The organism is Thermophagus xiamenensis (assembly GCF_900112795.1).
Classification (GTDB): Bacteria; Bacteroidota; Bacteroidia; order Bacteroidales; family Marinilabiliaceae; genus Thermophagus; species Thermophagus xiamenensis.
This window is the reverse complement of record NZ_FONA01000001.1, coordinates 247,121-273,953: the sequence shown is the minus strand read 5'-3', so window position 1 is coordinate 273,953 and position 26,833 is coordinate 247,121. Positions and strand designations below refer to the sequence as shown.

The following is a 26,833-nucleotide window of genomic DNA, read 5'->3' as shown; positions in this document are numbered from 1 at the left end:
ATATCATAGAATACAACACTAATATTACCTGCTAAAACTTTTTTCGTGTGAGCAAAGGCAATTTGCTCTACTTCTGATTTAAGCCTGCCGTTAAGCTTATCCAAAAAGCGATAAACGGCATCAATATCTAAACTTTTGCCTTGATAACGATACAAATAGTCAACGGTTTTAAGCTTACTCAGAGGAAAAGCTATACGGGAAATTACCAAATGCCGAAACATTGGTTCATTGATAGATCCAAATCCGATGTAATCGAAAATTTTCCCAAAAATAATTTCAGGACCAACTGTTCGAATACTGGCATTTTGCAATGCTGCAAAAACCTTATCTACAGTTGCATCTGTTTCACTCTCAAACAATTCTTGTTGTTGAGAAAGTTTTTTTATTTCCTGTTGAGCCAAATTGACAAGTTCTTCTACCTTGTGCCGTGTTGTGGCACCCCCTATTGTTTTTACTACTTTATACTTGCCTCGCACTTTCTGTATTACTTGTACAGAAAGGCTTCCGGAAGCGTTGCGTTTCTTTCTGACAAACATAGAAATAAATTTGGGACACCCAAATTTAAAAAATCATGATTGATTTACAGATAGTTAAGAGGGTGCCCCGAAAAAGTGCGGAAAACAGGAAAAAGGCTGGTCGCAAAGCGAACTGGCAAAGCAAATACAGGTTTCCCGTGAGATTGTGGGACGCTACGAACGTGGCGACGCTGTTCCGTCTATCGACATAGCAAAACGGATGGCAGATGCTTTTGAAGTTTCTTTAGATTATTTGGTGAGAGCTTCAGAAAAGCAGCTAAATAAAGAGATGGTAAAACAGATTGAGGATGTTGATAAAATGAAGCCTGACGATAAAAAAATGATTTACGCTTTCCTGGATGCATTTATTACTAAAGCAAAATTGCAAACATTATTATAAAGTGAACGCTCGGTGGTTGCCGAGCGTTCTCTTTTTCTATGGGTATGTTATTGTCCAGTTCTGACTTTCCAAGTCACTAATACTCATATCATAACGTTTTAAGATATTGTATTCACTTCTTATATCTTCCCAACTATAAGTATCAACAGTATCTTTACTTAAAATAAATATGCTAAGGGTATCACCTTGCAACTTATCCTTCCAATCTGTTTTGCTTTCTAATCTTGTTTCGTAATCAGGATAACCGATTTTTAAAATAGGCTTTTCTACATTTAGTGCTGTGTCTGGATAATTATATCCAGCATAAACCTGTATTGTATCTTTCGTATTATTTTGAACCCTTAAAATATAAGTGTGGTCGGCAAGCTTTTCACAGCTATAGCTACAAAACATTAACGACAGTATTATTAATAAATTCATCTTCATTGTTTTAATTTTTTATATTTAAAAGAACAACCACCACATTGACATTAAAGGTGGGTGAGCAAAAAACCAATACCAGTTTGGATTGTATTCTCTTGGGTAATCATTATCATCCCAAGATAAAGTAGTTAATGCTCCATTATCATGATTGCTAAAGTATCTAAAAGCCATCCTGTTTGCTTGGGTTTCATACCATTCTCTATTGTGGTCATTTAACCCTAAATCTTCTAACCCAGAACCAACAAGACTTGGTAATGCTACATGTGTCAAATATAATGGACCAACCAACCTACTTTGCAAAGTGTGACCGTATTCATGTCTGAAAATTTCGCTAACATTTGGGTCTGCTACAATTTTTTTTAGAGTTTATATATGGTCCTAATGTAAATCCCCATGCTCCTCCATAACTCGGGTCATCATCATTAACCAAAGTAGCTCCACCATAATAATCTACGTTATCTACTTGTCCTAACCAATTTCGTGAATGTGAGGCAGCTTTTCCAAGTACCGTCTGAGGCAATTCCCATGTCCATCTTGATAATAATTGTAGCCCTCTGCCTGCTATTGTCCTATTCGGGTCAGTTTTAAAACCACCAATATCAATTTTCCAAGCTTTATTAGTAGACGACCATTCAGCTGTAGGGTCAAAATCCCGCCAAGCATTCTGTCGTGCAGTTTTACTTGTTGGGTCTAAGCCACCATCAAAAAAAGCAGTTTTTAAAGCATCCACAACAAAAGTTAAAATTGTTCCCAAAAAGAACTCTCCGGATGGGTCTGTGTACTTGAGGGGATGGTTAATGCAATAACTATACCTATTAAAATTCTGCGTAAAATCCGGTATCTGAACATAAGGGTCAGGACTAAGGAAACGACCAAGGGCCGGATCATATAGTCGGGCATTCATATTTATCAGGCCGAAGGCCAATAAATGCTCGTGTCCGGTATAGTCGCGGATAAATATCACCCAAGATGAATTTCCAACCTCCTTAGCCTACAAAATCAAACCAACAGGGCAACATCTCAAAGAACTACTATTTCTCACTATCTATTCTTCTGCATATCTGCGACACTTACTAGAAAATAAACATTATAAATTTTATTAAATAATTATGGTTCATCACAAAAATAATAAGGACACAATTTGATGAACACTTCCCTATGCCTCCAATTCCGGTAATGCCTGGAAAAGCATTTTTAAAATCTTACAAGCCATTCGTTGTTATTATTCATATTAATTGCTCTCACCACCAGATTAAACACCCTGACAGCAGGTTTACTACTCTTCCGGTTCATAAATCCAAGGTCTTCCAAAGGGTTGGCTTAGAAAAATTATCCGTGATGATTTGGAACCGGAAATCGATACTTTTATTGAACTTTGGAACAAGCATAAGTAAAAAGCCCCGGATTTCTCCGAGGCTTAAAGTTCATTTCAATAAATGTTGTATCTCATCTAAAGGGCGAGCGTTCTTTTTTAAGCTTACTTTCGCATCCTTATATGTATTTAGAATGCGTTCTCTTTCCTTTTCAATATTAGTATATTCGCCTTCAATTGGTTTGTTGATATATATCTCAGCATTTTTTCTGGGAGAATCGGTTAAGTATTTAACCTTGTATTTCATCCCGGTTATTGCATTTTCATAATACCACTTTTCGGTAAATAGTGTGCTGCTTTGAACTCTCTTGCCATTATATTCGAAATCGAATTTTATCATAAAAGTCTCAAATTGGTTAGGCTTTCTTACTATTGTTCTATTTATAACAGTCCCAATAGTTTCAGTGCCTTTTTCCGCAATATCTTCCTTTTTTTTCTGATTCATTTTCCCGTACCAGTATAGAAAAATAATTCCTAAAATAATGGCAACTATGTATATAATCACTTTTATATTTTTCATTATCTTAATATTATCTATGCAATCTTAGCCAATTTACAACATTAGGCATCGTGGGACTATTATATTGGTATGGCGAAGGTGGCTGCCAATAACCTCCATCCACAACCCAATAAACAGTTGTTGTTCCTGTCCTGGTATTATAAACAACTCTTACTTCCCCAAGACCTGTGCCGTTGGCTGTGCTACCATTTCCTCCTGGGCCACCACCCACACTTTTCATTTGATTAATAGCATCCTTACCGCCACCAGCTATTGCGTCAGTAGCAGCGCTATTTAATCCACTTCTTCTGCCCCATTTTAGTTGTGCTTGATAACCTAATTCTGTTAAACTGCCGTACATTAATCCTCCAGCCGCTCCGTATGCTGCACCTTTCCTTGTATTAAGACTGGTCCAGTTATCCGGATCACGCCTGTTTCCTCACGGATCAAATGCATTGTGTTCCACGACGTTGCCGTCACTGTCTGTCAAAGCGGTCAAAGAGCCCAAGTAATCGGTGTAGGCGTAGTAGAGTTGGCTGTTTCCATCCTCTTCAAGATATATGGCTGCTAAACCGTTACCCCGCTAAGGTAGTGAATTTTACCTATAATTATTCTTGGATGTCCTTTTAAAAAGATTAACGAAATTTAGCAATTTTTGTAAGAAAAGATAAAATGTATCCTCAAATTCTGCAACTTGCTGAATTCAATAAAGAAATAAATCTTTATTTCTTAAGAATGATTTTAAATACAGCGTAAACCAGCTGATAAAGTGACACTAATCAGTGAAAAATGAAGGAAAACAACTACTTTTGTTCAGCTTTAGAAAAATCTAACAGAACATTATAAAATTTATTTCGACATGCAGTATAAAACCGTATCTGCCGAAGAGGCTGTTAAAGTTATCAAATCAGGCGACCGCGTACATTTGAGCAGTGTAGCCGTTACACCTCACGCTCTTATTAACGCCATGGTGGAACGCGGCCGAAAAGGGGAATTTCACGATGTAAAAGTTCAGCACATCCACACTGAAGGGCCGGCGCCTTATGCCGATCCGGAGCTTGAAGGGGTTTTTCAGCTTGAATCATTTTTTGTAGGTGCTAATGTCCGCAAAGTGACACAGTCTGGCTATGCCGACTATATTCCTGTCTTTTTGAGCGAGACGCAAAAACTGATTCGTGAAGGATATTTGAAAGTGAATGTGGCCATGGTAATGGTTTCACCTCCCGACCGTCATGGTTATGTTTCGTTGGGAACATCTGTAGATGCTACCCTGGCAGCTATTGAAACTGCTGATGTTGTTATTGCTCAGGTTAATAAATACGTTCCGCGTACATGGGGCGATTCCCAAATCAATATGCGGGATATCGACTACTTTGTGGAACATGATGAGCCCTTGTATATTCACGAAAATGGACCCCTCACCGACATCGACCGTGCCATTGGACATAATGTAGCCGAGCTGGTAGAAGATGGTGCCTGCCTGCAGATGGGTATTGGTGGTATTCCCAACGCTGTGCTGGCCGAATTGGGCAACCATAAGGATTTGGGAGTTCATACCGAGATGTTCTCTGATGGTATCCTTCCTCTGGTCGAAAAAGGTGTGGTTAACGGTAAAAAGAAACAAATTGATAAAGGTTTGATGGTCGCTTCTTTCCTTATGGGATCACAAAAACTTTATGATTTTGTGGATGACAACCCTATGGTGGCCATGAAAGATGTGCGCCACACCAACAGTGTTGAAATTATCCGTAAAAACAAAAAGGTAACTGCCATCAACTCGGCCCTGGCAGTGGATATTACCGGTCAGGTTTGTGCCGATTCTATTGGTACCAAACACTATTCCGGTGTAGGCGGACAAATTGATTTTATCCGTGGTGCCGGTTATTCGGAAGGTGGTAAACCGATCATTGCCATGCCATCGGTAACATCGAAAGGTATTTCAAAAATAACGCCCACATTGATGGAAGGTTCCGGAGTGGTTACAACACGTGCTAACATGCACTGGCTGGTTACCGAATATGGTGCGGTGAACCTCTATGGAAAGACACTGCAGGAAAGAGCCCGCCTCATCATTTCTATAGCTCATCCCGACCATCGGGAGATGCTGGAAAAAGCAGCCTATGAACGCTTTGGCTCTCATTTCCATTTTATCTGCAAAAAAAATGAGCAGTAACCCAATTTAGCTGCTAATAAAAAACTCTGTGTTTCTCTTTGGGGTGCTAACGAGGACACAGAGTTTTTGTTTTTATAAACCTTCTCAATATTTTTTATTCGCTTCAACTATTCGTGAAATGTCATCAATAGACGACCTCTAGGTAAACGCAAGATATTATTGGAAAATCAAATCGCCCGAAGTACTGGAGGCTTTGATGCGAATCCTGCCTTTTTCGATTTGCAAATTCTTTTCGCCATTCATGTTTCCGGCTTTTATATCTCCGGATTGGGAAGTAAGCCAAAAGCTTAGTTCTTCTAAGGCATTGTCCAGGTCAATGTAAATATCACCTGAAATAGAATTAAAGCTGCCGGAGTCCAGAATCATTATGTTCTCACCTTTTTGATCTCCGCTGGTGGTCCACAACTCTACAGAGCCGGTAATATCCGAAAGCTTAACATCGCCCGATGTGGTCTTTGTAAAAAGATTTCCTTTTAACACCGAAATTTTAATGTCTCCGGAAGTAGATTTAAATTCAGCACCGTTTAACAGGTTACCGGCTATTATATCTCCGGAGGTGGATGTAGCCGAACATTTACCTTCTATCATGTTAAAATAGAAATTGCCGGATGTACTGCGGCCGTTAAACGGACCTTTAATGTTTTCAATTTTCATATCACCACTAACGGCATGGGCTGATAAGGGACCTCCAATTTCAGAGGCATGGATGTTGCCGGATACAGTTTTTATATCTGTGCCAGCCCCTGCACCGCTTATGGAAATATCGCCCGAAACCGTATTTAATTGGGCATTGTCGCTTACAATATTAATGACATTAATATCACCCGACACCGTATTCAAATCCAAAACCACATTGGAGGGTGCAGTAAAATTTAAAAAACCTTGTATGCTGCCGCGTGTGATATTTTTGTGTTCAATCCAAACTTTTAATTCATTGCCTTTTCGGTCGGTTAGTATGGTTAGATCAGGGGTGTTTCTGGTGCTTCGTATTTCTCCTTTGAGATGTACTTCGTTCGAATTGCCGGGTTCTACCCTGATGTCACAAATAAACCCTTCAACCGTAATTTTTTCTATATCACCAAATGTAGTGTCGATGTGGTCTATCAGCTGTTGTGAATTTGTGAGCATACAGCTGTTCCAAAAAATAATCGAAAAAATAATAAGAAGATGCTTCATTAGTTTATTGTTTTAAAGGTTATCGGTTTCCGAAAATATTCCCAAAATCATGCATCATCGGGGATACCTGAAAAGATGAATTTATTGGCTCTTTAAAGCTGTGATAAACATGTGTTTCATGATGGGCGTATTTGTTTCACCCCGGCAAAGGAATCTTTTTAGGTACAATAATCTTACCCCCGCTAAGAATTTAATCTATAGGTGGGACGCTTCAAAAGAAATTAAGTTACACCTTAATAACGTTAAATTATTTGGGAAGCGATACTCCGGAGGTTTATTCCTCCCAGATTTCCGGAGCTCATAACCAGAAGATTGCCGTTAAGAGGTTTCAATTGAGTTAAAAAGGTCTCTAATTCAGTTGCATTGGTGATGATGCGCAGTCTTGGGGAACCAAAGGCGGCTTTTACATCGTCGGGAGTTATGGGTGGCAGTTTTTTATGTTTTATAACTTCCGGATTATAAAAAATTACTGCATTGTCGGCAGCCATGAGGGTATCTTTGTATTGAGGTAAGAACTTTCGGTTCAGACTGCTAAAAGTATGAAGTTCTGCCACTGCGGTGAGGTGGCGATGAGGATATTGTTCTTTAACAGCAGCGACTGTGGCCTTAACTTTGGAAGGGGCATGGGCAAAATCGAAAAAAACCGTTGCATCCTTGTTTTCGGCCAATATCTGCAATCGACGGGAAGCCCCTTCGAACGATTGCATGGCTTCCAAAAAATCAGTCGGAGCGATTCCCGTTTTTTGGGCCACCAATAGAGCGCCCGACAAATTTTGTAGGTTGTGTTGTCCAAATATCTTTAACTCATACTTGTTTTTACCATAATGTACTATGGTTTTTCCTTGCTCTGTTTTTGCTTCCAATGCATCATAAGCAACGGTTTCTGTGGAATTCAGGCTTTGTGCAATATTTCTTAATGTCGGGTCACCACCATAGTAGAAAAGAGTTCCGCCGGGTTGTATGGTTTGGACAAACCGTTCGAATTGTTGGTTGTATTCTTCAATAGTAGGAAATACATTGATGTGGTCCCACGCTATTCCCGATATTAAAGCAATATGAGGTTGGTACCACAAAAATTTAGGGCGTCGGTCGATTGGTGACGACAGATACTCATCACCTTCAAAGATTGCTATATCCGAATCATCAGATAAATGAACCATGGTTTCAAATCCTTTGAGGCGGGCACCGACCATAAAGTCTACTTTTTTCCCTAAAACTTTCATTACATGCAAAAGCATAGAGGTAATGGTGGTTTTTCCGTGACTTCCGGCAATAACCACCCGTTTTTTTTGTCGGGTTTGTTCAAAAAGATACTCGGGATAGGAATATATTTTAATTCCCAGCATTTGAGCTTTCAAAAGTTCGGGATTGTCGGGGCGAGCATGCATTCCAACAATAACAGCATCTATATCTTCGGTAATTCTATCGGGGTTCCAACCTTCTATCGATGGCAGTAATCCATATTTCTGCAGTCGACTCCGGCTTGGCTCAAACACCTGGTCATCCGACCCACTAACAACAAAACCTTTTTGGTGCAGAGCAATAGCCAGATTATGCATGGCACTGCCCCCGATTGCGATAAAATGTACTCTCATAATTTTGCTGAATTATAGACCTGTCAGCAAAGAAAGTAAAACTTTTGCGGAAAAAATAAATCTTTTTAAAACTATCCGATGGTCAATGGTATGCAATAATAGATGGCCTGACTATAAATTTTGCAGTTTTGATGACGAAGTTCTTTTTTTAACTTTAGGCTTTTTAATGAAACTCATGGGCAAGGAAGATACAAAGGCAGAAGTGCACAGGCAGAAGGCAGAAGAAGTCAACAGTCATTAGTGATTAGTCAATAGTCAACAGTTATTAGTGACTAATGTTGCTAAACTTATTACTAATGACTAATCACTAACCACTAACCACTAATGACTACTTTAAGAACCAATATATCAATGAAGTAAGTAAAATTTATACGAATGAGATGACAACCGATTTATATGCCGACATAATTTTACCACTACCTCTTCCGCGACTCTTTACCTATCATGTGCCACCAGAAGAGGAGTTTCGTAATTTAACCCCCGGTATGCGAGTGGTGGTTCCTTTTGGAAAGAAAAAACAATATTCGGGCATTGTATCTTCTTTACACCATAATCGTCCGGAAAATTATGATACCAAACCTGTTATAACGGTATTGGATGGTTCGCCGGTGGTGACGTCACAGCAACTTGACTTTTGGCGGTGGATAGCTCAATATTATTTGTGCACTTTGGGTGAAGTTTATAAAGCAGCCCTCCCTTCCGGACTGAAATTGGAAAGCGAAACCCGGGTGTATTATAATCCGGATTATGAGCAAATTGATGACCTGCCTCCTAAAGCCGTTAAGGTGCTTGATTTTTTGGCAGAAAAGAAGAGCTGCTCGGTTGCTGATATTAATGATTTTCTTGGACAGAAGAATTGTTTTAATTTATTGCAGAAGCTGATAGATGAAGAGGCTGTTTTTGTCAGCGAACGTTTAAAAGAGCGATACCGGCCAAAGACTGAAAATTTCTTGAGATTGAGTGAAGCCTATTGCAATGAGCAGGCTCTACATAAAGCTTTCGATGCTCTTGAAAAGGCGCCCAGACAATTGGAATTGCTCATGAAGTTGATTCAGCTTTCGGGTGGTGTTGGTAAGGTTTTGGAACGAAAAGGTATAGCACGTAAGTTATTACTACAGGAGCATCCCGGTCAGGCTTCGGCACTTAAAGAGCTAATAAAGAAAGGGATTTTGGAGCAGTTTTCTGATGAGGTGGATAGGCTTGACCATAGTGAAGGCGATCTAAAAAGTAAACATCAACTTACCGACGACCAACTCAAAGCTTTTAATGAAATAGAAAAGGCTTTTAATGAGCATACGGTGGTATTATTTCACGGCGTCACCTCCAGTGGGAAAACGGAGCTGTATATTCATCTGATAGAAAAATATTTACAGAAAGGGGAACAGGTGCTTTATCTGCTTCCGGAGATTGCTCTTACCACACAAATCACCAATCGATTGAAGCAACATTTTGGTAACAAGCTGGGAATCTATCATTCGAAGTTTAGCAATGAGGAACGTGTAGAAGTTTATCGCGATCTCCTGGAAGAAAAAAATTATCAAATCATATTGGGGGTTCGCTCTTCTATATTTTTACCATTCCGAAACCTTGGGCTTATTATTATTGATGAAGAACATGAACATTCTTTTAAACAATTTGATCCGGCTCCGCGTTATCATGCGCGCGATGCCGCCATAATGCTCGCCCATATGCACAATGCAAAGGTGCTGCTGGGAACAGCTACTCCCTCAATCGAAAGTTATTATAATGCCGAAAGGGGAAAATACGGACTGGTGAAGCTTAATACCCGATATGAGGGAATCCAGTTGCCTAGGATTTTGGTGGCTGATCTTAAAGAAGCCCGCCGAAAAAAGCAGATGAAGTCGCATTTTACACCCGCATTGTTTGAACAGATGGAGGCAGCCCTGTCCAATAAGCAACAAATCATATTGTTTCAGAACAGGCGGGGTTTTTCACCTTTTTTGGAATGTACTGTTTGTTCATGGGTTCCGCGCTGTAAATATTGTGATGTGAGCATGACCTATCATAAGAAAATGAATCAATTGGTATGTCATTATTGCGGTAATACAGTGACAACGCCCTCCACATGTCAGGCTTGCGGCAGCCCTGCATTGGTCACCCAGGGTTTTGGTACAGAAAAAATTGAAGAAGAAGTAAAATTGTTGTTTCCAGAGGCGAAAGTAGCCCGTATGGACCTTGATACTACCCGGTCGAAAAAGTCGTATCAGACGATAATATCTCAGTTTGAGAGCGGTGCTGTGGATATTCTGATTGGCACCCAGATGGTTACGAAAGGATTGGATTTCGATAATGTAAATGTGGTAGGCATATTGAATGCCGACAATATTTTGAATATGCCTGATTTCAGAGCCTTTGAAAGAGGATTTCAATTAATGGCGCAGGTAAGCGGTCGTGCCGGGCGGAAAAACAAAAGAGGCACCGTAGTGTTGCAAACTTCTTCGCCCGAACATCCTATAATTAAATTTGTCGTTGAAAATAACTATGACCAAATGTATCGAACCCAAATGGTGGAAAGACGTGCCTATCTTTATCCCCCTTATTTCAGGCTTATTTATCTGGTGCTTAAACATAAACAAAGAGAAGTGGTTGATACTGCCGCCGAAGCACTGGCCAACCGGCTGCGGGCAGTTTTGGGCAGTCGAGTCCTGGGACCACAGGAACCACCTGTAGGACGCATACAAAATCAGTATTTGTCGCGAATTTTAATTAAATTTGAAAAAGGTCTTTCGGCCGCTCACGTTAAAAATATTATTCAAGAAGCCATTGAGGCAACTTTAAGCAATCAGCGATGGAAATATGTGACTGTACATGCCGATGTGGATCCACTGTAACAAAAAATAAGCGGATTTTTATAACTTTGTAGGCACGTGCAATGCTGTTTTTATTAGCTTTATGTTTGTTTATTAAAGAAATAAAAGGTCCTCTTAAAGTTATTTTTTTAATATAAAAGTATAACTTTGGCAGTTGTCGAAAAGAGGTTAAAATTTTCTCGGATAGAAAAATAACCTGGTTTTTATTGGAGCAATATTACAATTAATTAAGCAAAATACGGAAGAATTGTCGCCATACGAACCTTTAAAGATCGAGGTCGCACACGTCCCCATCTGATGAAATAAATTATTTTAAGGATGAACCGAGCTTGATCAAAATAGATTGTTACAACAGAAATATTAAAAGTGCACAGGCAGACGAGAGGTGAAAGGGGTTGATAATTAGGTTTTGGGGTCGGTACAAGGACGAACAAGGTTGCCCCAATCACTAAGAACTAGGAACTAAGAACTATGAAAAAATTATAATTTATGGCTAAGATAATTGCATTAGCAAACCAAAAAGGGGGTGTGGGGAAGACCACAACCGCTATCAATCTTGCTGCCAGCCTGGCTGTCCTCGAATACAATGTATTGGTTATTGATGCAGATCCACAGGCCAATGCTACCTCTGGTTTGGGGTTTGACCTGCGGGAAGTAGAAACCAGCATTTACGAATGCATTGTAGATGGGGAAGATCCTCATAAGGCTATTCTAAAGGGAGAAATTGATCATCTGTATCTGTTACCTTCCCATATAGACCTTGTAGGGGCTGAAATTGAAATGTTAAACATGCCCGACCGCGAAAAGGTACTTAAAAATGTTATTAACAATATAAAGGATGATTTCGATTTTGTTTTAATTGATTGTTCCCCCTCTTTGGGTCTGATTACCGTCAATGCTTTGACAGCTGCCGACTCAGTTATTATTCCGGTTCAGTGCGAATACTTCGCATTGGAAGGATTAGGCAAGTTGCTTAATACAATCAAGATTATACAGAACCGTCTTAATCCTGACCTGGAAATTGAAGGATTCTTGCTAACCATGTATGATTCCCGGCTTCGACTCTCTAATCAGGTGGTAGAAGAAGTGAAAAAACATTTCCAGGATATGGTTTTTGAAACACTTATTACGCGAAATATTAAATTGAGTGAAGCCCCCAGTTATGGTAAGGCCGTGGTTATGTATGATGCTTCTTCCAAAGGAGCCATGAACTATTTAAATTTGGCACGGGAATTATTGCAAAAAAACAACCTTACCCAAATTGATAACAAAAATAAAGTAGCCAACTAAAAAAGAAGATACAGGAGAATACAATGGCAAGAAAAAATGCATTGGGACGAGGCCTTGGTGCTTTAATCGACAATTCGGAGGATTACACCAGGAGTACCCCTAAACCACAAGCGTCCATTAACGAAATCCCCATTGATAAAATAGAAGGAAATCCTTGGCAACCACGCTCCCGGTTCGATGAAGAGAGCCTGAATGAATTGGCCTCATCCATAAAAAAAATAGGCATCATTCAGCCCCTCACCCTTCGTAAAACAGAGGATAAATATCAATTGATTGCAGGGGAACGGCGTTTCAGAGCAGCTAAATTAGCAGGGCTTAAAACAGTCCCGGCATATGTTCGTAATGCCGAAGATGACGACATGCTGGAATTGGCTCTGGTTGAAAATATTCAGCGTGAAGACCTCGACCCAATAGAAGTGGCTATTAGTTATCAACGCTTGATGGAAGAGTGTAACCTGACGCAGGAAAGCATGTCGGAACGCGTAGGGAAAAAGCGTTCTACTATTTCCAATTATCTTCGTTTGCTTAAATTACCTGCCGAAATTCAGCTGGGTCTTCGGGAAAAACAGATATCTATGGGGCATGCCCGTGCTCTTATTAATCTGGACGATCAAAAATTACGGCTTAAAATCTTCAATAAAATTATCAAGGAAGACCTTAGTGTAAGAAAGGTTGAGGAGTTAGTCCGGAAGGCCGTTAAGGGCGAGGAAGAAAGTAACAAAAAAGAGAACAAGAAAGAATTGCCGGAAGAGTATGAACAGTTGAGGCAACAATTATCCAACTTTTTTAAAACCAATATTCAATTTAGCAGAGGGAATGACGGGAAAGGGAAAATTGTTATTCCATTCCGCAATGACGATGAATTGGAGAAGATTGTTAATGTCCTTGACAAAGCCAATACAAAATAGTTTTAAAAGGGAAGGATGGAATTTATGCAGTGGAGGAGGTTTGAGTGTGCACTCATAATGGCTGTTTTTCTTTTGGTAGGGGTTGGAACATCCTCGCTCAATGCTCAGGAAGTCATAAAAACTGACACCGTTTCCTTAGGTGAGGGCAACACTTTTCAGGAAGTTTTTCCTTTTCCGGGAAAAAAAATCCATTCACCTCATAAAGCTACTTTTTATTCTGCCATATTACCCGGACTCGGTCAGGCCTACAATAAAAAATATTGGAAAATACCGATAATATATGGGGTTATTGGTTCGATGGCTTATGCCATCCATTTCAACTCTACCAACTATACCAAATACAAAAATGCGTACCGTGATTTTTTAATCCAGGACCCGGGCAATAAATCGTATGCTGATATTCTACCTCCGACCCTTACCGTTGAAGATGTTGAAGGCCAATATGCGGAATGGTTTGAACAAGCATTGGAAAATAAACGGGACTACTATCGCCGATATCGGGATTTAAGCTACATAGGGATGGTGGCCATTTATGTTTTGAATCTGATTGATGCCTCTGTGGATGCTCATTTCTATGATTTTGATGTGAGTGATGACTTGTCGCTGAATGTACAACCTGTAATTATGGCGCCAACACCTTATTCAAATCAAAATATAGGGATTCGATTGTCGTTTAATTTTTAATATGTTGTGAGTGTTGAAACTTTTGGGACTGTAACCCGTAACCTGTCATTATCGACAACCCGATTGGGCCATTCAGTGTTGTCTTTTACTTTCTTCGGTTTCGTGATATACACAAAATTACCAAAAAATGAAACGAAATAATTTGTTATCCATATACCCATTGTTATTGTTTTCTTTCCTGGGTTTGGTAGGCATACCAATAAAATCAACCGGTCAGAAGGCGATGAATGACACTTTAAGTATGACCTCATCGGTTACAGCAGATCTTTTTTCTCAGTCGCTTGACAGCCTGGTTAATATTTGGTATGCAACAACAACCCCGGGCCTTGTTGTAGACACGATATATGAAGATTCTTTTGTTTCTGGGCATGAATTCAGTGATTCTGTTCTTATTGGGCGCCTTAGTAAGATTGTTTCGGCCATTCCACTCACTTACAATAATCACGTAAAATCATTCATAAAACTCTATACCCTGAAGCGCCGGGAGCAGGTTGAAACCATGCTTGGTCTCTCTGAATATTATTTCCCGGTATTTGAATCGGCACTGGATGCAGCAGGGTTGCCGCTGGAATTAAAATATTTACCGGTTATCGAGTCAGCTTTGAATCCACGAGCCTTTTCCCGTGCAGGTGCTTCCGGCCTATGGCAGTTTATGTATTACACCGGGAAACAGTATGGTCTGGAAATAAATTCATACGTTGATGAGCGAAGAGACCCTTATAAGTCGACTCGGGCAGCTGTTGAATTCTTAAGTGATTTGTATAATATATACGGCGATTGGCAATTGGTAATTGCTGCCTACAATTGTGGTCCGGGGAATGTGAACCGTGCTATTCGTCGAAGTGGTGGAAAAAGAAATTTTTGGGAATTGTTTTATCTTTTGCCACGAGAAACAAGAGGATATGTTCCTGCATTTATTGCAGCCACTTATACCTTTCATTATTATAAGGAACATGACTTAAAGCCGCGCCCTTCATTATTACCGGTTGCCACAGATACAGTTATGATATCAAGGCCTTTACATTTTTTTCAAGTGTCAGAAATGCTGGATGTCCCCATTGATATTATCCGACAATTGAATCCACAATACCGAAGGGATATTATTCCTGCGCAAAATCAGGCCTATCCGCTAAGATTGGCTTTTCATCAGTCCACTTTTTTTGCCTCTCGTGAGGATACCATTTATAATCATAAGAGAGAAAAGTTTTTTCCAAACAATCAGTTGGTCATAAAGCCCGGTAGCACATTAGGTGTCTCATCGGCCCCGCCCCCCGGAAAAACCAAAATATATTACACAGTAAAGTCGGGCGATGCCTTGGGTTTGATAGCCGACTGGTTTGATGTATATACCTCAACCCTCAGATATTGGAATAATATTAGAGGTAACTTGATACGTGTGGGACAGAAGTTGGTCATTTATGTCGATGAAGATAAAGCAGATTATTATAGAAATATTGCCCGTCAAAAGAGTGGATATTCTACTTCAACAAATGACCAATTGGCTGATTCGACAGATGACGATGACTACATTTACCATGTCGTCGGAAAAGGGGATAGTGTTTGGTCCATAGCCCGCCAATATCCGGGTGTAACCGATACCGATATATTGCGTTTAAACAATATAAAAAATGCCCGTCATATCAAACCCGGCCAAAAACTTAAAATAAAACCCAAATCATGATAATTGGGAGGTAATTTTTAGCTTTAACGGATGATACGTCCGATAAAAATATTTTTGTACTTCGTTCTTGTCGTTTTATTGATTCTGGTAATTGACCAGTTATTGAATGATTTTGATTTATTCTTATTTTCAAAGACAAGGCCGGCATCTCCTATAGTCGATACTTTGTCCTTGTCTCTTCCTGTTGATAAAAAGAAGATTATTGAAAACAGTGACTCTTTATTGGCAGATAGTGGAACTATTGATGATAAGAGTTTGGGCTTATCACTTCCTCCCAAAGTCTATTATATAGATGATTCTACTTTAATTGCACCTGAGGGGTTTTGTAGATTGTTAGCTAACTTTTACGAAGAGGCAGAACAAGCCAAAGAGCATAAAACGTTAATAAGAATTCTTCATATAGGAGATTCGCAAATTGAAGCCGACCGTATTACCGGGACCTTGCGAAAAAAATTTCAGGAACGTTATGGCGGACGGGGACCCGGTTTTATTATTCCATATGATCCACTTCGCATCAATGCCAATGTACATTTATCCAATAAAGGTGAATGGGTATTGTCATATAGCTATCGGAAGGGCGATTCGCCGGGCCCACTATCCTATGGTTTTTCTTCTAAAGTTGCCTGGTTCCGGGGAGAAACCGCCGGCTTTACTGTTGGGCCCTATCCATGGAAAAGAGATAGGGACGCACAATTTTCCCGCGCTAAATTATTTGTTATTTCCGGTGATGATTCTCTCAGAGTGGAAATAGGTTTTAATTCTAACAACCTTAGGTCGGAGAGTGTCCCTGCCGATGAGGGTATACAAATTGTTGAAGTTGAGGATATTCCTGTTGGCGAAAAGGTTTCCTTTACATTTTTTGCTAAAAACAGCCCGACATTTCACGGGTTGACCCTGGATGGAGAGTATGGTGTGGCAGTAGACAATATTGCCATGCGTGGGAGGCCATGGCCTGGATTTCGTTTGGCTGATCATAAACTGTTAAAATCCATGGCCTCTGAGCTTAATATTGGCTTATTTATCCTTCAGTTTGGAACCAATGTTTTGCCTACACGTACCGACGATTATAGGTTTTATTACATTCATTTTGTTAAAGAATTACAGGTTTTGAAAACGCTTTTTCCAGATATTCCGGTTCTGATAATAGGAGTTCAGTCGTCGGCCGAACTCATCGACAACAAAGTAAAGCCTGTTAGACGTGCGCGTCTTATTGCTGATGCACAGCGTTCTGCCGCTTTAGATTGTGGTATGGGATTCTTGGATTTGCAAAAGGCAATGGGTGGTATCGATGCTGCAGTAACCTGGGCAAAACAAGAACCGCCTTTTATCTCTTCCGATTATATGCATTTTACCCGAAAGGGGGCATACGAAGTTGGATTAAAAATCTGGAATCTCATGGAAGCTCTCCGGACTAAAATTGAAGAATCCAATTAAGAATTCATGGAACCCTTATATGAAATATTAAAATATGATCCGGGCGAACCATTTATGTTCACCTCATATCTTTTTTGGGGGTTTTATGGTTTTGTTTTGCTGGTGCATTCGTTAGTTTATCGAAACAGGTTTTTTAGAAGCGGTTTTCTTTTTTTGAGTAGCCTCTTTTTTTATTATAAAGCTGGTGGATATTATTTTTTTATACTATTAATTTCTACTTTGACCGATTATTTTATCGGTCTTGGTCTGGAAAAAAGTTCTAAACGATGGAAACGAAGATTTTTGCTGATAGTTAGCCTGGTAGTTAACCTGGGGATGCTTGGATATTTTAAATACTCCTGGTTTGCTGTTGGTTTGTGGGCAGATATTTTCGGGAAAAATGTTGAAATGAAAGACTGGCTGGCAGTTTTGGCCAATAATCTTTTTGGTAGTTCCTTTGAAATTGGAGACCTTGTTCTTCCTGTCGGCATCTCATTTTTCACCTTTCAAACTATAAGTTATACTATAGATGTATACAGGCGTCAGCTAAGTCCTGTTAGAAATATTGTTGATTTTGGCTTTTATGTTTCTTTTTTCCCGCAGTTAGTGGCTGGTCCGATAGTAAGGGCACGAGAATTTATTCCGCAGCTTTATCGCTCTTTTAATCTTACCGAGAAGCAAGCCTGGCATGCGGTTTTTTTGATTCTGTCAGGTCTGGTAAAAAAACTTATTTTTTCAGATTATATAGCCTTAAACCTTACCGACAGGATTTTTGAAAATCCTTATCTCTACTCAGGGGGAGAAATCCTTACAGCTGTTTATGGATATACACTGCAAATTTATTGTGACTTCAGCGGATATACCGATGTGGCTATCGGGCTGGCTCTATTATTAGGATTTCGGTTGCCAATTAATTTTAACAGTCCGTATAGTGCACGAACGCTTAGCGATTTTTGGAGAAGATGGCATATTTCGCTATCCAGTTGGTTACGTGATTATCTTTACATCCCATTGGGTGGAAATAGAAAGGGGCGATGGAGAATGAATGTCAATGTTATGATTACTATGACTTTAGGTGGTTTGTGGCATGGCGCTTCAGTACGTTTTGTTTTATGGGGGATATGGCATGGTTTGGGAATTGTGATTGATAAATTGTTAAAACCGGTAACAGAGCGTTTCCCAAAATGGTTGATGGCATGGTTAGGATATTTTATGACATTTCATTTTGTCGCAATAGGTTGGATACTATTTCGAGCGGCCGATTTAGAAAGTGCACGTACTATGGTTGTTAGGATTTTTACGGTTTTTCGACCCGATTTAGTTTGGAAAGCTATTGAGGTCAATTGTATTGCCTTTGTTTTAATTGTTATGGGATTTGTTCTTCATTGGTTGCCGGATTCTATTAAAGAGAATTTTAGAGGATGGTTTATTTCTGCGCCTTGGCCTGTCAAAGTGGCATTCACTGCTTTGGTTGGGGTTCTTTTACTTCAATTTAATGTTGCAGGGGGGGAGCCTTATATATATTTTCGATTTTAAGTGCGACAGACTTTTTGGAAAGAAGAGTGAAGATAGGGCAGTGTATGTAGGTAAGGCGCATGGCAAGATTTTTGCTACGATGTGGGCGTATTGTTCGGCTGAAAATGACGAAGCGAATGAAGAAAGTGGTGAAGTTATAAATTTAAATGATGTGAACTCTTTTCTGCGAGTGGTTTAATGAATTAATGAATCTTTTTGTTTGAATTTAATATTTGTGAACTATGCTTATACTGATTTTTCTGTTCTTCATGATTGCGAGCATGATAGTAAGTTCGCAACTCAAGAGTCGGTTCAAGAAATATTCAAAAACGCCGTTGAGCAGTAATCTTTCGGGTCGGGAAGTGGCAGAAAAAATGCTGCATGACAATGGTATCTTTGATGTAAAAGTAATACCATCCAAAGGTACGCTGACCGACCACTACAATCCTGCCAACAAAACGGTAAATTTAAGTGAGTCGGTATATCATGGCCGTAATGTGGCTGCCGCCGCCGTAGCCGCACATGAATGTGGACATGCTGTACAGCATGCACGTAGTTATGCACCATTAAAGCTCAGATCTGCGTTGGTGCCCGTACAGAATGTCAGCGCAAAAATTTTGAATGCCGTATTTATTATGATGTTTTTCGGGGCCTTTTTGTTGCCCGGTTTTATAACTTTTGATTTAGCATTACAAATTATTATAGCTTGTTATGCTGTTTTTACTTTGTTTGCATTTATTACTTTGCCAGTAGAAATTAATGCAACGCAAAGAGCCCTTGCCTGGTTGCACTCTGCTAATATAACCAGTGGCAGGAATCATCATCAGGCTCAGGATGCTCTTAAATGGGCTGCCTATACTTATGTTGTAGCAGCGCTTTCGGCATTGGCTACCCTGGCTTATTATGTGATGATATTTTTGGGAAGGAGAGATTAATATTATCTATTAGGCTGTAAATCGGAAATAGAATTTAAGAGAGTGTCTAAAATATTCGAAAATCTTATTAATTTTTTAGATACTCTCTTTTTGTTAATCAATAGGACTCAATAATTTATAAGAGGTTGGACTGTTGGATGAGGAATATCTTTTCTAATTGTATCTGCTAATGATAATGCATACAACACAACTTCCGAAACATTATCAGGATAGTGAACGGAAGGCTTGTCTTCCGATAAAATCCAATTTTTGATAGAAGAAACTTCATCTTCAGAAAATTTTGGCAGGACACATACACCTTTAAAGGATTTAAGCATTTCTGCATTGGCTGCCTGTTCGTATTGATGTTTCATAGGTACAACACAAAGTTTTTTCTGTAAAAATAAAGCCTCGGCCGGGGTTTCAAAGCCTGCATTGCACAGTACTCCTGTACTACTGGCTAAACTTTCAATAAATTTATCATTGTTTATTGGTGAAATAGATACATTAAAATAGGAATAGGGTACTGAAGCATTTTTTGAAAAAACTTTCCATTCAATACCATCGATTTTTGATAAAATGTTAATTATATGCAGGTCAGAATAAGAAGGTAAATACACCGTGTAATGCATTAAATTGTCCGGTGTAATTTCTCTGACTTTTTTGCGAATAATGGGTGTAAATATAAAATCCTTAAACGCCCGAAAATGAAACCCTATTTTATGATGACCTGGAGCATAATATTTTAAGATGTTTTTGCCCATCCATTTTTCAGCAGAAGCAGGCTGGTAGGGAGCGTCCATTACAGCAGCCTGATGACTCATCGATATGCATTCCCTGCCTTTTAAACGACAAGCCCAGGCGGAAACAGGTTCAAAGTCGGATATCACCAGGTCATATTTTTCAACGGGTAATTCAGTAATTTCTTTAACGAAACGGATGACGGAATTTTTTTGATATGTTTTTCTAATATTTATTCCTCCATTATTTCCAAAGAAATAGCCAAATCCTTGAAAATGATATTTAATATCGAACGGAAAATTTAGTTCATAATGATAACCACTAAGTAAAACATCTACTTTTCCGTATTTTTTAAATTCCGGGATTAAATCCATGGCACGTGCCATGTGCCCATTACCGGTTCCCTGAATGGCATATAATATTTTCATCCGCATAAAGTTTACTTACTTCATTGATATATTGCTTCTTATAAGTAGTCGTTAGTGGTTAGTGATTAGTCATTAGTGATTAGTAATAAGTTTATCAACACTTATCACTAATGACTGTTGACTAATGACTATTGACTTCTTCTGCCTATGTATCTATGCCTCTGCTATTATTAAACAACTTCTCATGTGCCCAAAGCCGCTATACTTATTTCGTTTTTGTGAAAATCTTTTCGCTTACTCTAATCCCATTAATACTTAAGAATAACTTTTGAGATGTAGGATGTATCTTAATTCAAGCGGTAAATTAACTGCTTAATACTTCTTTAAATGCTCTGTAAAAAATAGCTTTTGAAGGGTCATTGAAATTTTTATCATTGGATGTTTCTTCTGTAGTTATAACATATGAAGGCTCCCAAAATTTTAAGTGCCAATCTCCATTTTCGTATTCCAACGCTGAGAGATTTTCTATCCAATCTCCGGAATTTAAATACCTTATATTTCCTTTTTCTGTTTTTACGATTTTATCTTCAGGACGATGGATATGACCGCAAATGACGAAATCATACTGCTTTTCGATGGCTAGTTGGGCGACAGTCCTTTCAAATCGTGTAATGGCTTTTGCGCTCCCTTTTACTTTGTCTTTAATCTTTTTTGAAAATGATAGTGGTTTTTTCCCGAATACAGATAATAAAGAGTTGACTGCTTTATTGAGAAGATTTAGTAGTCCATATCCTTTGGCTCCTAACCGTGCTAACCATTTGGAATGGTGCATAAATACATCGAAGACATCGCCGTGAAATATCCACGTTTTTTTATTATCTAGTGATAAAACCGCTTTGTTTTCAATGGAAAAATTACCTAGGTTTAAACTGGTAAACCGGCGCAGTACCTCATCGTGATTCCCCGGAATGTATATTATTTGAGTTCCGTTTTCCATCATTTTTATGAGCTGCCGTACTACTTTTAGATGGGATGACGGGAAAAAGGTCCGGGAAAACTGCCAGCCGTCAATGATGTCGCCATTGAGGACTAATGTTTCGGGTTTGATGGTCTTAAGGTAGTTAAGAATATGTTCGGCCTTACATCCGTAGGTGCCCAGGTGCATGTCTGACAGGACTACTGCCTTTAATTTTCGTTTAGTTGCTGAAGTTGTATCTTGCATATAAATATTTAACAAATTGATATGCAAGATTACGCATTCAGCAATAATCTAATGTAATTTTAACCGAAACAAATTGTTAATAATGAGTTATTTCAGAATGTAAATGTTACTGTTGTTTTATCCGGAAGCCCAGAAGTGATAACCGTTGTTTTAAATCCTCACATTCTTTAGGCATTTTTACTGTCCAGCAGTGTAATTCCCTTCGAACCGGGTAGGCCCCTCGTAGGTATTCAAAACTTTCAGGGTTCTGCGTCAATCGACGAGAATCCTCAGATACATCATAAGTTTTCAAGATGGCTTTAGCTAGTTGGGTGTTTATACCATCATCTTTCTCATCAAATGTTATTACCATGTTAGCCGGTGAAGGCAGATTCTGAGGATACCAATTGTCTAAGTCCCAATGGAATATTTTGCTTAAGAATTGAACGGCGGCAGCAGAACCATTAGCTTTCCCGTCTACTGCATATCCGGCTATATGCGGTGTCCCAAATAAAAGTTTGTTTTGAAGCTCTAATGAAATGTCAGGTTCATTCTCCCATACATCCAAAATTGCTTGATTTATGATGCCGGTATTTAAACCTTTTAGAAGGGCTTGTTGATCTACTACCTCACCACGTGAAGAATTGATTAAAACACATCCTCTTTTAACCATCAAAAGGGTTGTGTCATTAAATAAATGATAGGTAGAATATGGCCCTTCATGAGTTAATGGGACGTGAAATGTGATGATGTCAGAGAGTTGAAGTAAGACATTGAGGTCTGTATTAGGGAAATCCGGTTCTTTCTCTTTTCTTGGGGGATCATTTAAAAGCACTTTCATGCCAAATGCCTCTCCTACACTAATAATTTTGCTTCCGACATTCCCGACGCCAATAATTCCCAAAGTTTTCCCTTGTAAAGAAAAACCTTTTAATTCTAAATTTGCCAGAACTGAAGCAATATATTGTTTTACAGAACCCGAATTGCATCCGGGAGCATTACTCCATGCAATATTGTTTTTTTCAAGCCAAGAAATGTCCAGATGATCAGTCCCGATAGTCGCCGAAACAACAGCTTTTACTTTGCTTCCTTTCAATAATTTTTCGTTGACTTTGGTTCTGGTGCGAACAATTAAAGCATCTGCATTTTTCACCTCTTTATTACTAATAGATGCACCTGGAAGATAAAGAATTTTGGAATATGGTTCTAATACGCCTTTAAGAAAAGGAATTTTATCATCAGCTATGATTAACATGGCTTTCAAATTTAATTTTTATTAGTATAAAATTTATCTAATTTATTGGTCAGATAGAATTCGCATGATCATAATTAAAAAATGTTCTTCATGTGACAAGTTTTCATGGTCATGCTCGTTTCAACTTCAAATTAACAAAGAATATTTCCAATTTGGCTTTCCATTTTGGAATTAATTGATTTCTCCTTCCAATTTTAATGTTTATTAGTTGTCGATTTTCTTTCCAACATCCATTTGACTGAGCGGATGTCTACGCCTGAAGGTTTGGTATTAACCAAGTCGAAGGTGATAACCATCATTTTCGCAAATCATGAAGGTCCTTTAAGTTTTCTTGCATCCGCGCGGATAAACGTTTATACATATTATTGAATAAAAAATTTTTTTAAATGTCTTGCGAGAAAGGGGTGCCTTCCTTTCTTCATTCAAAAAATCATTATTTTTGTATTGAATATAATGATTGAGTGAATTTTAAGAGGAAAGACAACTTTGGTTTTATATATTTGTGACGGGTAAAAACGGGAATAACACCAGAACAGGACAGATAAATTAATTCAAACTTTAAATAATATGAGTAAAGAAATCGCAAAACGTGCTGCTGATAACATCCGGATTCTTTCAGCTGCAATGGTAGAAAAAGCCAAATCCGGTCACCCTGGTGGAGCTATGGGAGGTGCCGATTTTATGCATATTTTGTTTTCAGAATATTTGGATTTTGATCCTACTGATCGTCAATGGGCTCTTCGCGACCGATTCTTTTTAGACCCTGGACATATGTCTCCTATGTTATATGCACAATTAGCTCTTACGGGTGCTTATACCATGGATGAATTGGCCAACTTCAGGCAATGGGGTAGCCCTACACCCGGTCATCCGGAAGTAGATTTTAATAGGGGTATTGAAAATACTTCAGGGCCATTGGGTCAAGGACATACGATGGCTGTTGGTGCTGCTATTGCTGAGAGATTTCTTGCACAAAAATTTGGTGATTGGAGCGCACACACTATTTATGCTTTTATTTCCGATGGAGGAATCCAGGAAGAAATATCACAGGGTGCTGGTCGTTTAGCCGGACATCTCGGTTTAGGGAATCTAGTCATGTTTTATGACTCTAATGATATTCAGCTTTCTACTGAAACAAAAGAAGCATCAACCGAGGATACGGCAAAAAAATACGAATCATGGGGATGGGCTGTTAAAACCATAGATGGTCATGACCATGATCAAATACGAGCCGCACTTGACGAAGCGCTTAAAACTACAGATAAGCCTTTTCTAATTATTGGAAAAACTATTATGGGGAAAGGTGCGGTTACCGAAGATGGAGAGTCGTATGAACGGAAAGTATCAACGCATGGTCAGCCTTTAAGTGCAGCAGGGGCGTCCTTCAGGAAGACAATAGAAAATCTTGGGGGAAATCCGGATCAACCGTTCGCTGTCTTTCCAGATGTTGCCGAATATTATAAAAAGGTAATGAAGGAAAAAGAACAAAAAGTTCAGGCTAAGAAAGCTCAACAACAAAAGTGGGAAAAAGAGAATCCGGAACTTGCCAAAAAATTTCATCAATTCTTTAGTCATGAAGCACCTAATATTGATTACGCTTCAATAGAGCAGAAGGCTAATGCTGCAACCAGAGCGTCGTCAGGAACTGTATTGGCCTATTTTGCCGATCATGTGGAAAACATGATTGTTATGTCGGCTGACCTTAGTAATTCCGATAAAACGGATGGGTTTCTGAAAAAAACTCATCCAATGAGAAAAGGAGATTATTCCGGCCAATTTGTTCATACGGGTGTTTCTGAATTAACAATGGGTGCCCTTGCCAATGGGATGGCCTTGCATGGAGGTGTGATTCCGGTATGCGGCACTTTCTTTGTTTTTTCTGATTACATGAAACCTGCAGTTCGAATGGCTGCCCTTATGCAGCTTCCTGTAAAGTATGTCTGGACACATGATGCTTTCCGTGTAGGTGAAGACGGGCCTACTCACCAGCCTGTAGAGCAGGAGGCTCAAATCCGATTGATGGAAAAACTAAAGAATCATAAAGGTGAAAATAGCATGTTGGTGCTACGGCCTGCCGATGCCAATGAGACAACTGTTGCCTGGCAAATGGCTATGGAGAACACGAAAACCCCCACTGCATTGATTTTTTCGCGTCAAAATATACCTAATTTACCGGATAGCAGTTATCAGAAGGCATTAAATGCCAAAAGAGGGGCTTACATCGTTCAAAAGGACGAGGGAAATATTGACCTTGTTATGGTGGGTAATGGTTCTGAAGTTTCCACTATGGTCGAAGGCGCTGAATTATTACGTAAAGAAAAAGGCATAAAAATTCAAGTGGTTTCGGTTATTTCAGAAGGATTATTTAGAAATCAGCCCAAGGAATATCAAAACGAAATTTTACCACCTGATATTCCAAGGTTTGGTCTTACTGCCGGACTGCCGGTAACGATTGAAGGACTAACAGGTCCCAATGGTCTTGCTGTCGGCTTGGATCATTTTGGTTATTCTGCTCCCTATAAGGTTTTGGATGAGAAGTTTGGATTTACCGGGAAAGCAGTTTTTGATGCAGTATGTGACTTCTTAAAGCTATAAAATAAAAGGGGATTTGTAAGTAGAATTTTCCTTTTTAAAAAGAGAGGGAAAATATAATCTGGTTTAATGTACCGTACCTCCATGCAAAGTTCGATCGATTTAGGTCGATTAGGAAAATTATGTAGGTACGGTACTTTTTTATTTTTGAAGCATGTCTTATTGGGAAAATTGTTTGGAAATATTAACCAAACAAATTGTATTTTTGCTTTATGCTTGATAAATCTAAATTCATTTTTATTGGTGTTGTTGCCAAACCTCATGGAATAGCCGGGGAAGTAGCAATCCGACTCTCCCCTGAGGTTGTAAATTATACTTTTAATCCTTCTTTTATTTTTATAGAAATTGATGGTGGTTTAGTTCCTTTTAGAGTAGATAGCTTTCGTTATAAAAATGAAGGTGTTATTCTTATTAAGTCACCTTTTCTCAAGACAGAGGGTCAGATTAGATCACTTATGGGGTTTGGAATTTTTCTTTCTCCTCACGAGGTTATTTTGGAGCCCGCTAGTTTGGATAACTTAAATGCTTTTAAGGGTTTTAAAGTTATTGATTCGAGAGACGGGGAAATAGGTGAAATTTCAGGTATTCAAGATATTGCCGGTAATCCGTTGTTTCGTGTAATTCAGGATAGCGGTGAAATTCTAATTCCTGTTGCCGAGGAATTTATTGCTGAAATCAATGATAAAGAGAAAATTATTAAAGTGGAATTACCTGATGGTCTTTTGGATTTATATAGGTAGCCTTTTTAATTAAATATTTTTAATAAGTGGCTGATAAAAGTTTAATTTTTTATTTTAAATAATAGACCTGCTATTTGTTGGTGTTGTTATGAGTAATTTTCTTGCAAGGGGTTGATTCATTTTATTCTTCGTTTAATTTGTAATATGAATAGGTTTCCTGTTTTCTTTTAATAGTTCTCCATGTAGTAATTTTCTTCTGTCTTTTAAATGGTGAAATTACAATAATAAAAAATTTAAATTTTTATCCCTTCATTATTTTGTGTTTTGCTTATCCTGATTCTTCCTAATTTAACTTTTTCTTTTTGATAGCTTTCCTAAATAATAAATCATTTCTAGAATTTTTCATATATAGTGTGTTGCTGAAGAAAAATGAAGTGAAATTATTTATAAAAAATTTGTTAATAAAAAAATTAAAAAATAACTTTGTCAAAACAAAAAAATATAATTAAGTAGGAGGAGTTTTAGAAGAAAAGATTTTTGTTGTGCTAAGGAAATTTGAGATAATGAGATTGTTTGGTAGTTAAATTAGGTCTGATAATCTATAAAA

20 protein-coding genes and 2 pseudogenes are annotated in these 26,833 nt (G+C 38.7%); 12 read left to right on the top strand and 10 right to left on the bottom strand.

Going from position 1 to position 26,833, the window contains the following annotated elements; translation table 11 throughout:
• Window positions 1–536 (bottom strand): annotated as a pseudogene (locus BM130_RS01055) (IS1634 family transposase); the annotation flags it as partial.
• A 94-nt stretch (window positions 537–630) separates the two neighbouring features.
• Here BM130_RS01055 and BM130_RS01050 point away from each other — a divergent pair.
• Window positions 631–915: pseudogene (locus tag BM130_RS01050) on the top strand (helix-turn-helix domain-containing protein); the annotation flags it as partial.
• 36 nt (window positions 916–951) lie between these two features.
• Here the strand turns inward: BM130_RS01050 and BM130_RS01045 are convergent.
• From BM130_RS01045 to BM130_RS01030, 4 genes are all read right to left on the bottom strand, one after another.
• Window positions 952–1,341, bottom strand: a complete 390-nt coding sequence (locus BM130_RS01045; RefSeq protein ID WP_010526880.1) for a hypothetical protein — start codon at window positions 1,339–1,341, stop codon at window positions 952–954.
• A 328-nt stretch (window positions 1,342–1,669) separates the two neighbouring features.
• Window positions 1,670–2,302, bottom strand: a complete 633-nt coding sequence (locus tag BM130_RS15535; RefSeq protein ID WP_010526881.1) for an RHS repeat-associated core domain-containing protein — start codon at window positions 2,300–2,302, stop codon at window positions 1,670–1,672.
• A 460-nt stretch (window positions 2,303–2,762) separates the two neighbouring features.
• On the bottom strand, window positions 2,763–3,230 hold the full coding sequence (locus BM130_RS01035; protein WP_010526882.1) for a hypothetical protein: 468 nt from the start codon (window positions 3,228–3,230) through the stop codon (window positions 2,763–2,765).
• A gap of 10 nt (window positions 3,231–3,240) precedes the next feature.
• Window positions 3,241–3,570 carry a hypothetical protein gene (locus BM130_RS01030; RefSeq protein ID WP_010526883.1) on the bottom strand — a complete coding sequence of 110 codons (330 nt, stop codon included), beginning with the start codon at window positions 3,568–3,570 and terminating at the stop codon, window positions 3,241–3,243.
• Between the two features lie 498 nt (window positions 3,571–4,068).
• Here BM130_RS01030 and BM130_RS01025 point away from each other — a divergent pair, with 498 nt between their 5' ends.
• Window positions 4,069–5,382: an acetyl-CoA hydrolase/transferase family protein gene (locus BM130_RS01025; RefSeq protein WP_010526884.1), complete on the top strand. Its 1,314-nt coding sequence runs from the start codon at window positions 4,069–4,071 to the stop codon at window positions 5,380–5,382.
• A 156-nt stretch (window positions 5,383–5,538) separates the two neighbouring features.
• Here BM130_RS01025 and BM130_RS01020 read toward each other — a convergent pair whose 3' ends face one another.
• Window positions 5,539–6,558, bottom strand: coding sequence for a DUF4097 family beta strand repeat-containing protein (locus tag BM130_RS01020; RefSeq protein WP_010526885.1), 1,020 nt, complete (start codon window positions 6,556–6,558; stop codon window positions 5,539–5,541).
• Between the two features lie 242 nt (window positions 6,559–6,800).
• A complete protein-coding gene (locus BM130_RS01015) occupies window positions 6,801–8,153 on the bottom strand; it encodes a UDP-N-acetylmuramate--L-alanine ligase (protein WP_029626511.1) in 1,353 nt (450 codons plus the stop codon).
• Between the two features lie 380 nt (window positions 8,154–8,533).
• Between BM130_RS01015 and priA the strand changes: the two genes are divergently transcribed.
• From priA to BM130_RS00970, 8 genes are all read left to right on the top strand, one after another.
• A complete protein-coding gene (gene priA, locus BM130_RS01010) occupies window positions 8,534–11,005 on the top strand; it encodes a replication restart helicase PriA (protein ID WP_010526888.1) in 2,472 nt (823 codons plus the stop codon).
• A 468-nt stretch (window positions 11,006–11,473) separates the two neighbouring features.
• A complete protein-coding gene (locus BM130_RS01005; RefSeq protein ID WP_010526889.1) occupies window positions 11,474–12,274 on the top strand; it encodes a ParA family protein in 801 nt (266 codons plus the stop codon).
• Between the two features lie 23 nt (window positions 12,275–12,297).
• Window positions 12,298–13,182 carry a ParB/RepB/Spo0J family partition protein gene (locus BM130_RS01000; protein ID WP_010526890.1) on the top strand — a complete coding sequence of 295 codons (885 nt, stop codon included), beginning with the start codon at window positions 12,298–12,300 and terminating at the stop codon, window positions 13,180–13,182.
• Between the two features lie 24 nt (window positions 13,183–13,206).
• Window positions 13,207–13,866 carry a DUF5683 domain-containing protein gene (locus BM130_RS00995; protein WP_237706100.1) on the top strand — a complete coding sequence of 220 codons (660 nt, stop codon included), beginning with the start codon at window positions 13,207–13,209 and terminating at the stop codon, window positions 13,864–13,866.
• Between the two features lie 127 nt (window positions 13,867–13,993).
• Window positions 13,994–15,547 (top strand): lytic transglycosylase domain-containing protein, encoded by a 1,554-nt coding sequence (locus tag BM130_RS00990; protein WP_010526892.1) that lies wholly within the window; start codon window positions 13,994–13,996, stop codon window positions 15,545–15,547.
• 30 nt (window positions 15,548–15,577) lie between these two features.
• The gene (locus BM130_RS00985; protein ID WP_010526893.1) at window positions 15,578–16,981 is read left to right on the top strand and encodes an SGNH/GDSL hydrolase family protein; all 1,404 of its coding nucleotides are present in this window, start codon (window positions 15,578–15,580) and stop codon (window positions 16,979–16,981) included.
• A 6-nt stretch (window positions 16,982–16,987) separates the two neighbouring features.
• Complete coding sequence (locus BM130_RS00980; RefSeq protein ID WP_010526894.1) at window positions 16,988–18,496, top strand: MBOAT family O-acyltransferase; 1,509 nt, start codon at window positions 16,988–16,990, stop codon at window positions 18,494–18,496.
• A 221-nt stretch (window positions 18,497–18,717) separates the two neighbouring features.
• Window positions 18,718–19,410, top strand: coding sequence for a zinc metallopeptidase (locus BM130_RS00970; protein ID WP_010526896.1), 693 nt, complete (start codon window positions 18,718–18,720; stop codon window positions 19,408–19,410).
• A 107-nt stretch (window positions 19,411–19,517) separates the two neighbouring features.
• Here BM130_RS00970 and BM130_RS00965 read toward each other — a convergent pair whose 3' ends face one another.
• The 3 genes from BM130_RS00965 to BM130_RS00955 all read right to left on the bottom strand — a co-directional run bounded on the left by BM130_RS00965 (window position 19,518) and on the right by BM130_RS00955 (window position 22,954).
• Complete coding sequence (locus BM130_RS00965; RefSeq protein WP_010526897.1) at window positions 19,518–20,558, bottom strand: glycosyltransferase family protein; 1,041 nt, start codon at window positions 20,556–20,558, stop codon at window positions 19,518–19,520.
• Window positions 20,559–20,862: 304 nt separating this feature from the next.
• Window positions 20,863–21,720, bottom strand: a complete 858-nt coding sequence (locus BM130_RS00960) for a UDP-2,3-diacylglucosamine diphosphatase (RefSeq protein WP_010526898.1) — start codon at window positions 21,718–21,720, stop codon at window positions 20,863–20,865.
• Between the two features lie 106 nt (window positions 21,721–21,826).
• Entirely contained in the window at window positions 21,827–22,954 is a 1,128-nt protein-coding gene (locus BM130_RS00955; protein ID WP_010526899.1) for a 4-phosphoerythronate dehydrogenase, read from the bottom strand.
• 567 nt (window positions 22,955–23,521) lie between these two features.
• Here BM130_RS00955 and BM130_RS00950 point away from each other — a divergent pair.
• Together BM130_RS00950 and BM130_RS00945 are read left to right on the top strand one after the other, a co-directional pair.
• Complete coding sequence (locus BM130_RS00950) at window positions 23,522–25,549, top strand: transketolase family protein (RefSeq protein WP_010526900.1); 2,028 nt, start codon at window positions 23,522–23,524, stop codon at window positions 25,547–25,549.
• 209 nt (window positions 25,550–25,758) lie between these two features.
• The gene (locus BM130_RS00945; RefSeq protein ID WP_010526901.1) at window positions 25,759–26,286 is read left to right on the top strand and encodes a ribosome maturation factor RimM; all 528 of its coding nucleotides are present in this window, start codon (window positions 25,759–25,761) and stop codon (window positions 26,284–26,286) included.
• The last annotated feature ends 547 nt before the right edge of the window (window positions 26,287–26,833 follow it).